Source organism: Salinivibrio sp. PR919 (assembly GCF_001995355.1).
GTDB classification, from domain to species: domain Bacteria; phylum Pseudomonadota; class Gammaproteobacteria; order Enterobacterales; family Vibrionaceae; genus Salinivibrio; species Salinivibrio proteolyticus.
Genome location: NZ_MUFL01000109.1, coordinates 1 through 8,002 on the forward strand (window position 1 = coordinate 1; position 8,002 = coordinate 8,002).

Sequence of the window (8,002 nt, forward strand, 5' to 3'; positions counted from 1 at the left end):
CTCTAGAACTGGTCAAAGAGTCGCTCTCTGTATACTTATTTATTTTACGTTCGTAGAATGGAGTGTTGCTTTAGTTCATTGGAATCTTAATGCATTGCTGTTTGGGCTGATTACGTCATCAAAAATTGTTTATGTTAGCTTTTGTCTGATTTTGTTTTCTGAATTAGCTCAAAGACGTATTCTTTCATTGTCTTGCTTTGAGCGATGGATGGTAATTTATGGGACGGTAGTAAGTATCTTTGTTCTACTAGCTTATACATCTGGCTTTCATATTGCAAACTATTCAAAGGGAATTGCTACTCGCGGTCTTTTTATTTCAGGTAACGGCCTTGGTGTGGTGATCGGTAGTTGTGCTTTGGTTCTTATTCATAGATTGCGATCCTTCGGTATTATAGCGTTGTTTCATATTTCTTTATTATTAGTTACGACAGCATTGATAGGTACTAAAGCTGCTTTAGTCTTCTCTCTTTTTAGTGCGAGTTACCTAAGTTTAAAAATTGTATCTCGTCACCCCATTTTTTTTATATTTACGGCGTGTGTTTTTTCTTATTATCTAGTGTCACCTTTATTAGAAATATTGAATTCAGTTTTTGAGAATATAATATTTAAATTTAATAAAATTGACAATAAGTGGACGCTTTTAGCAAGTAGCCGAGATGTATTTATTATCGATGCATTTAAGCAAGTTACATGGAACAGTTTTTACGCTATACGTTTGTTGACCGGCGCTGGCGGTTACTTTGGTTATCTAGACCCTCTAGGTAATTTTTCATCAATGAGAAAGTTGCTAGAAAATGATTTGTTTGAACTGTTTTTTTGTTACGGATTATTTGCTGTGTTGTCTTACATCATACTTTATCTATATGGGGTTGTAAAAGCATTGTTCTATAAGTGCTTTTTTTATTTTTTCCTTTTCTCTCTCATATTTATGCACTCGATTAGTGCGGGGCATGTTGTGTTTAACGGAACTTCTTCTATTATGTTAGCATTGACGTTCGGTGCGATTATTAGTCAAACAACTAAGTTTAGAAAAAAAAGCAGTGTTTAAAATGAATTCAATTGCTGTAGTAATACCACTTTTTAATAAAGAGTCCTATATTTGTAGAGCATTAGATTCTGTGTTGGCACAGTCACTAAGCCCTGATGAAATAATAGTAGTTAATGACGGATCAAATGATAACGGTGCTGTGATTGTTAGAGAGAACTACCCTCAAGTAAAAGTTATCGATCAACCTAACCAGGGTGTATCAGCGGCTCGGAATGCAGGGATAAACTGTACAAAAGCCCAATTTATAGCGTTTCTTGATGCTGACGATTATTGGCTTCCTAACTTTTTGAAAAATATTGTTGAACTTAAAACTAAGTTCCCGTCAGGTGGTATGTATTTTACTCATTACGCGTTTTTGTCTGAGGACAGTGTAACTAAAGCAAAGTTGCGTTTGGTTCCCACAGAGCCAGGGTATGTCGAAGATTTTTTTGCAGCGTGCTGCAACTCCGATTTACCGGTTACAGCGTCTTCTGTATGTATTAAACGGGATGTTTTACTCGATATTGGAGGGTTTCCTGTTGGGATAGCAATGGGAGAAGATCAAATTGTTTGGGCTAGAGTGGCTTGTCAAAGCAAGGTATTCTATCACCCCGAGACAAGTGCGTATTATGACTTATCAACAGAAAATAGTGCATGTGATGTTAATAAAATATACGAGCCTGCACCACAGCTTTCTGTATATAATCAGCTGTTAAAAGAAGGGAAAGTACCGAACACTATGATTGATAGCTTAAGAGTATTAATGCACTTTACCGTGTTAAGTTGTGTGAAAAACAATCTATTGGTAGGTAATAATCTAAAAGCTAGAAAATTACTATTAGAGCACTCATCATTATTTTGGGATAAGTATCGCTTTGGGGCTTTATTAATATCGTTTATGCCAAATTATATCATTAGGAAAATAATAGGAATAATTCGAAGAAATCGGTAGGTGTAAATACAGTATGACTAAGATAATTACAGAAAAAATAAAAGTGGCTCCTTCTATTGACGCTGAATTTAATCGAGTGCTCTCCGAAGATACCTTTGACTCAGGAGCTACTTTAATCAGTTTCGTCAATCCATATTCTTACATGCTTTTGAGGAAAAGAAAGGAAGTAACTATTGCTGTAGACTATTTCTATAGTGATGCATTAGTTTCTTGTTGGATTTTTAGCCTTCTCTCATTTCGAAAAGTTCCAAGAATTAGCTTTGACTATGGTTCATTTGCTAAAAGATTTTTAGAAACCTTAAACATAACGGGTGAACCTGTTTTTTTTATTGGTGCTAAAGAAGGAGAAATAGAAGAAACGGTGAGGTTATTTAAAAGTTCATACCCTAATCTAAATATCGCTGGGTATAGGCATGGGTATTTTAACAGTGACAAAGAAAGAGAGTTTGTCGCGCAGAAGATAGCAGCAAGTGGTTCTAAGTTTGTTGTATGTGGTATGGGTACCCCGCATCAAGAAAAGTTTGGTCAGTTGTTAAAAGGTACAAAAGGGTCTATAAAACAAATTTATACTTGCGGAGGATTTCTACACCAATCATCCGAAAATATTCAATATTATCCTAACTGGGTTAATCGGTTTAACTTACGTTGGGCATATAGGGCAATAAAAGAACACTATGTTTTTAAACGACTAATTATGCAGTACCCGCAGTTTCTATTTTTCTCATTGTATGATTATTTAAACAATCAAAAAAATAAATAGTTTAGTTTTAGGATAAGATCATGAAAACCCGTTATAGAATAAAGGGTTATGTGAATTTATGGTTTTACTAATTAGCGGTCATTCCGCAGCCAATTAATGAATTAAAATAGTATGATCTAGCGATCATATACAGATTTTAGTATTATAGGTGTCTTTACCGTGATCCCCAGCTTTGATCTATTACTGTTATTTAACGGTCGCTTAATATTCCTGCTCCTCAACCTGTCATCAAACGTCTCGATCACCTAGCACTAATCGCTGTTTTCTGTCGTGAAGTTGGCTTATCAGATATTATCGTACGCGGTTAATAAACCCGGCACATCCATAAAAAATGAGCTTTGCCATAGTACTTTCTTGACCGCAGGTACGATGAAACAAGCAAAAAAAGCACCCACTGGGCGGCGATTATTGAAAAAAGCAAAGCACATTGTCCATCAAGCAGTTTCACCAAAACAACGCTATGTATGCCATTATCTTTTCTTAGGATCGAGAACCTAGCATCTACCCCTTAACCTCGCCGACCTTCTCACCATAAGCATTCTTACCCAGCTTTATGCGAATGAAAGYGGTCACTCGCCATATATGTCGCAGTAATAAACAGTAGAGGGTAAAGCACCCCAAAAAGCCAATGAACATGATAGTTTCATGGATCTGTAGCAGTTCTCCAATAATACCGATACACGCAAACCCTGTAGCGAGCAAACAAATAGCACCTAATGTTTGACGTGATGAGAGCCCTACGCGTTGGAAAATATGATGTAGATGCTCACGGTCAGGCTTAAAAGGGGAGTCTCCGCGTTTTATGCGCCTAAACATGATTGCTGTCATGTCCATCAAGGGTAGGGCAATCAACCACAACCCGGTAACAGGACGTATTGCAGCACTGGTTGGGTGTTGGCTGGCAAGCAGTAAAAACCAAATGACAGTAAAGCCGATCAGCATACTCCCCGCATCACCCATAAACACTTTTCTTTCTCGACCAAGTAATCCTAAATTAAACATTAAATAGGGTGCCATAATCACCGTGAGCACCAAACATAAATAGGCGAGTGAGGTATGGCCATTTAAGTAAAGTAAAATGCCTAAGCTAACAAAGGTGACCGTCGCTAACCCACCCAGCAAGCCATCAATACCATCTACCATATTGAATGCATTAATGGCTCCAATCACTGCCATTACGGTCAGCACATAGCCAAGTGTGTCTAGGCGAACATCGCCAGTCGCGAAGATATTGCCAAGGCGGTTTAGCTCAATACCGCCCAACACCATCATGGCGATTGCGAGTGCGGCTTGGATAGCAAACCGAAGTTTAAAGTCGATATCGAACTTGTCGTCCAAGACACCGATAGTGACGAGGATCAGAATACATGTGGCATATAGACCACTATGAGGTATGACTTCTGGATTGTTGAGCAAAAAATAAACCAGAGATAGACACACTGCCAATCCGCCCACAAGTGGGACGGCACCTGCATGGTGTTTCCTTTTATCTGGCTTATCAACAAGATCGATGCGTCTTGCCACTTTTCGCAGCACAAATAAAGAAGCCGCTGAGAAAAACAAGAGTAAAGCCAAATCGACAAATGAGATAATCACTGTGTCTTCCTTGCTATGAGTGAGCACGTTTTTTTGTTATGTCCTGCATCAAACTCTAGTCGTTAGTCGCGGGACGTGCAAACCAAGGCGCACGATCATCAGTTAATTGATAAAGCGTATATTTTCTGCCTAATTTTTGTCCGCCATCCCGTTGAAGCGGCTGCCACGCGATAATACCACGAGATGTTGTCGGTTTGACTGAAAGCAGATCAAACGGGATAGAAACATAAAATCCTTTGGTAAAACTCCCCTCACCAAATTCTTCTGCTGATAAATCGGTTTTACTCGCATAAGCGCCGACCATAATACCGCTATCAAACTGCTTTGCGACATCTAACGTTACCCCTACGTCGTCGGTTAGATAGCGCCCAGCGCTGATTTTAGCCAGTGTACCATCGAACAGCCCTAGTGGGTTTTGCCAGTAAAGTGTCGCATGCCCCGTGGTTGTGCCGGTTTGAACTCTAAAGGGGCGTTCTTCGTTTTTGCTAGGTTGATATTCGTTTTTAAATAGGCCAAAGGCTGATCCCGGCTCTCTTTGCTTAACATAATTGATGTCCACACCCAGAGCAAATGCGCTATTCATGGGTCGGTACAGCACTTCGCCGCCTACGCCCGCGAACATGGTTTCCAAATAACCGCCATAAGCTTGGCTGTACCAATTATCTCCCCAATGGTCGAGGTAGGTTAGCTGCGCATTAGTGACTCGGACTGTATCCTCAAGATATTGACGATTAAGTGTGCGTACCCGTTTCAAGTCGGTACCATCAGGCGGTACTGTGTATTTAAATTTATCGTAGGTATCAGCTATGTTGACGTACACGCTCGACGAGGCGATAAAATGATCGCCAAGGCGAGCAGCGGCGCGWCCTGATACACCTAACGAATACATATAAAAGCCTTCTGAGCCGCCAAAAGATTGGATAAACACCGGGGCGAGCCCCATATCAAAATCATCTTGGTGGGCCGCTTTTAATTCTCCGGAGATGGCGCGAGGCAGCGTGTGCGTGCGTGCATCATCAGGTTTTGCCTCGACATAAGCGTGAGTAGCGACAGCCGCGTAAGTTTCTGCATCGATGACGGTTTCAGTCATCGGTTGGCGTTGGGCCTGTTGAACAATGCGGTACTGAGTCGCTTGAATCCCGGTGTTTGCGATCAATGTGGCTGCACGTGTTTGTGCAATATCTTGGTCGCGATACTTTGTTTGTTCACCGGCAACCGTGACTGTATCACCGTCAAAATGCACGCGATTGTCTTTATACCCCGCCACATTGGCAAGTTGCGTGCTTAATCGTTGCCATTGGTCTGCCGTTAAATCTTCTGTTGCGCTAGCAGGTCGGTAGGCTGGGTCATCATTATCTATCCAAAAAGTGTCCACCTGATTGAAGTTGGTGTTCAAGCTGAGCCCGGCAGTGAATACTTCACCCCGCTCATAGGACAGGCGTGCTGCACCCCAATCACCGAAGCGGTATACGGCACCAAGGTTCCACGGACTATCAACTTGCATGGGGATGCCGGTTTGGGTACTAATGAAGTCAGCTTGGTAATCATTACCGTCGTACTCCAGCTTTAGGCTCAGTGGCGCGTAAGGTGTCTGATATTCGATACCGCCGAACAGTGCCGTACAGCCAGTAAACATACGATCAATATCTACACTGCCGCCTCTACCAGAAAATGCCGTGTCACGGCCGCAGTCAACGGACTTCTGTTTATCGCCCGTTAAATTTGCACGGTTTCCTAAATAGCCCCAACCAATACCGAGTGAGAAATCAAATGGGCCGACACGTTTAGAACCCACGAGATACTCACCATCAAATAACCCTGTGCCCCCAATGTCTCTCAGACCGACTGCAAGCTCTGGCAACCAGTAACTTTCTTGCCACAGGCGCAATTTGGCATCGATACTCTTATCAGTATATTTAGTGTCGCCGCTAAAACTGGGGTCATCGCTGTAAAGTAAGTCGTGCACCTGGGTGTATCGGATAGTCGTTTCTAACCAAGGGAATAACTGCAGCGAGGTATTAAAGTGCACATAGTCTTCGTTGTAGGTGCTGCCTAAGGTGAATTCACCTTCTGGCGCTGAGCGTGCGGTGGGCATTTGTATCAGGCCTACACCACCAAAATCGGTTTGTGAATAGATGAGATCGGGGTAATCGAAACTGTCCGCTGATACTGCGTAACTTGTTGTTAATAAGAACGTGCTGAGCCACAAGGCATGTGATGAAGGAGTTATCAGTCGCATTATCGAATTAACCTATTTTGCAGATACGTAAGCACGTGTTCATTTGTATCAACCGCAAAGCCATCAATCGCTTTTTCGGGGAGGGGAAGATAAATGATCGAACCGGGTAACAGATCTTGATGCCGTTCATTCCAGTAGGCAATAGGAACATGGCTGCGCTCTCCGGATGGCATGATAATCAGCGCCTGGGAAATGCCGGTTGTTTCCGCACCGGCTTGCTCAAGATAGCGACGTACTGATTGTCGCTCAGTAAAGGCATACTCTCCAGGCTGCTTTACGTCGCCCAATACCATAATGGTTGTCGGACGATGAGGCAATTGTAGGTGCCATGTGCCGTTTAATAGCGGATTCGCGGCGGGTGTAATGCGCGTAAAATCGGGATCAATATTCCGGTTAATCCGCTCGGCAACCGTTAACTGTGTGAGCGTACGATATAGGCGTTTCCACTGCTGTTGAGTCTTACCTGTATTCACGGTGATTTGATGACGCACGGGTTGCAAATCAGCAATACGATCCGCGTTTTGGCTATCTTTGCGATAGAGCCCCGCAGCAGGCCAATACACGTCGTCCAATACCCGCTGCTGGCTTTGGGCCGCGGCTAATACTGCCTCTGAAAGGCGGGGAGGCTGAGAAAACGAGAGATGTGTATCTTGGTTAGCTGTTATCGTCGCGGCTTGTAAAGGCATCGCTATTAGTAGTAAAACAGCCACGAGCCCATGTGTTAGTAAGCAGTTACTCTTCATGGTCGCTCCCTTGGTAGGGCTTTAAATGGGTCAAGGTTACAGCAGGCAAATGTGGTGCGAGATGCTGATAGGATTTAATCACGTTACCATTGCTATTATTCACCCAATAGTCATTGGTCCATTGAACATCAAGTGAGGGAAGGGACACTAGCTCTCGATAATGCGCTGTCTCAACTCGCGTACCATTCACCAAAATTGTTTGTGCACCAACATGATTAAATGTCGACTTGGCTAGGTAGCCACTGTGGTTGCCCGGCTGCCAATCAATCTTTCGTGACCATGTATGCGGCATAGTAATGGTTGTAAGGCCAACACTAAGCGGGTCAGGCGTGTCCGTTTGGGTTGCCGTTAAGTTACCATCGGCGAAGTTTACTGTTTTTACAATTCGGCCACTGCGGGTCACGATCATTTCGTGTTTGGCTGATAACCATTTGAGGTTAGGACTGGTATGTTGGCTTGGCTCAGCGAATGCTAACACCATAAATCCTTGCGGCCCGTTGTCGAGCTGAGCGTAAAGACTTGCGTAGGGGAGAGCGTTAATTTCTTCCCAACTTTTCTCGGCATCGGGGAAGCCATTATAGGCAAATTTAAACGAATCACCGAGATCTTGCATTCGTTGTGTGCATCCAGCAGAAAGCAGAACGATGCAGCCTATCAAGAGTACATGGTTGGATTTGGTCATAAG

General features: G+C 42.9%; 7 protein-coding genes. 3 read left to right on the forward strand and 4 right to left on the reverse strand.

Annotated features, from left to right (window positions below; all coding sequences use genetic code 11):
• The 3 genes from BZG83_RS16810 to BZG83_RS15005 all read left to right on the forward strand — a co-directional run.
• Positions 1–1,048: hypothetical protein (locus BZG83_RS16810; RefSeq protein WP_158074976.1), on the forward strand; the 1,048-nt coding region annotated here is incomplete at its 5' end.
• Position 1,049: 1 nt separating this feature from the next.
• Positions 1,050–1,979 carry a glycosyltransferase family 2 protein gene (locus BZG83_RS15000; RefSeq protein WP_077481737.1) on the forward strand — a complete coding sequence of 310 codons (930 nt, stop codon included), beginning with the start codon at positions 1,050–1,052 and terminating at the stop codon, positions 1,977–1,979.
• A gap of 13 nt (positions 1,980–1,992) precedes the next feature.
• Positions 1,993–2,739 carry a WecB/TagA/CpsF family glycosyltransferase gene (locus BZG83_RS15005; RefSeq protein ID WP_077481739.1) on the forward strand — a complete coding sequence of 249 codons (747 nt, stop codon included), beginning with the start codon at positions 1,993–1,995 and terminating at the stop codon, positions 2,737–2,739.
• A 501-nt stretch (positions 2,740–3,240) separates the two neighbouring features.
• On the opposite strand, the gene wecA is transcribed toward BZG83_RS15005, so the two are convergent.
• From wecA to BZG83_RS15025, 4 genes are all read right to left on the reverse strand, one after another.
• Complete coding sequence (gene wecA / locus BZG83_RS15010) at positions 3,241–4,335, reverse strand: UDP-N-acetylglucosamine--undecaprenyl-phosphate N-acetylglucosaminephosphotransferase (protein WP_077481741.1); 1,095 nt, start codon at positions 4,333–4,335, stop codon at positions 3,241–3,243.
• 55 nt (positions 4,336–4,390) lie between these two features.
• Positions 4,391–6,574: a YjbH domain-containing protein gene (locus BZG83_RS15015; RefSeq protein ID WP_077481743.1), complete on the reverse strand. Its 2,184-nt coding sequence runs from the start codon at positions 6,572–6,574 to the stop codon at positions 4,391–4,393.
• Entirely contained in the window at positions 6,574–7,317 is a 744-nt protein-coding gene (locus BZG83_RS15020; RefSeq protein ID WP_077481745.1) for a capsule biosynthesis GfcC family protein, read from the reverse strand. The genes BZG83_RS15015 and BZG83_RS15020 overlap by 1 nt, the downstream gene beginning before the upstream one ends.
• A partial coding sequence (locus BZG83_RS15025; RefSeq protein WP_131825102.1) for a YjbF family lipoprotein occupies positions 7,307–8,002 on the reverse strand: 696 nt, incomplete at its 5' end. The genes BZG83_RS15025 and BZG83_RS15020, both read right to left, overlap by 11 nt.

Excerpts from the sequence above, each read along its gene's own strand:
- BZG83_RS15005 (WP_077481739.1), top strand. The coding sequence starts at position 1,993 with ATGACTAAGATAATTACAGAAAAAATAAAAGTGGCTCCTTCTATTGAC.
- BZG83_RS15000 (WP_077481737.1), top strand. The coding sequence starts at position 1,050 with ATGAATTCAATTGCTGTAGTAATACCACTTTTTAATAAAGAGTCCTAT.
- BZG83_RS15020 (WP_077481745.1), bottom strand. The coding sequence starts at position 7,317 with ATGAAGAGTAACTGCTTACTAACACATGGGCTCGTGGCTGTTTTACTA.